This window comes from Corynebacterium mendelii, from assembly GCF_017307055.1.
Classification (GTDB): Bacteria; Actinomycetota; Actinomycetes; order Mycobacteriales; family Mycobacteriaceae; genus Corynebacterium; species Corynebacterium mendelii.
In genome coordinates this window covers 1-571 of the sequence record NZ_JAFLEQ010000011.1, presented here as the reverse complement: position 1 = coordinate 571, position 571 = coordinate 1, and the positions used below count along the sequence as shown (strand labels likewise).

Sequence of the window (571 nt, the reverse complement as noted above, 5' to 3'; positions counted from 1 at the left end):
GTCCACATTGACTGTGTCGGTGGAGCCGTCCGGGTAGGTGACGGTGACCGGGACAGTGACTGTGGTGTTGTCGTCAATCGTGGTGTCGGCGGTGGCGGTGATTTTTCCGGTGGCCGGATCAATGACGATGGTGACACCGGTGGGGGTTTCAAGGCCCTTGCCTGCGACGAACTTGGTGCCGGTCGGGAGCGGTGTGCCGTCCTGGTCGGTGGGGGCTGCTATTTCGTAGGAGCCTTCCGTGCCGGTTTGGTCGCCGTATACCGGGGTGGTTGTGTCGGTGATGGTTTCGGTGATGTCGGGGATACCGTTGTTGTCGGTGTCGGTGACGTCAGTTTTGCCGAGTCCGTCGGTGTCGGTTTCTTCCGTGGCGCCGTCGGGCACGGTTGATTCTTGGGCGTTGTTCAGGCCGTCGCCGTCTGAGTCAAGCTTGCCGTCGTTGGTGACGCCGTCGGTTGTGGGGTTCAGCGGGTCGGTGCCGATGATTTTTTCGTCGGCGTTGTTTACGCCGTCGCCGTCGGCGTCCGGGTCTTTGTTGTCCGGGATGCCGTCACCATCGGTGTCGGTGTCAGGG

The 571-nt window shown here is 62.2% G+C and carries 1 protein-coding gene; it reads right to left on the bottom strand.

Going from position 1 to position 571, the window contains the following annotated elements; all coding sequences use genetic code 11:
* Nucleotides 1-571, bottom strand: a 571-nt coding sequence (locus JZY06_RS06630; RefSeq protein ID WP_207278781.1) for a YPDG domain-containing protein, incomplete at both ends; no start/stop codon positions are given.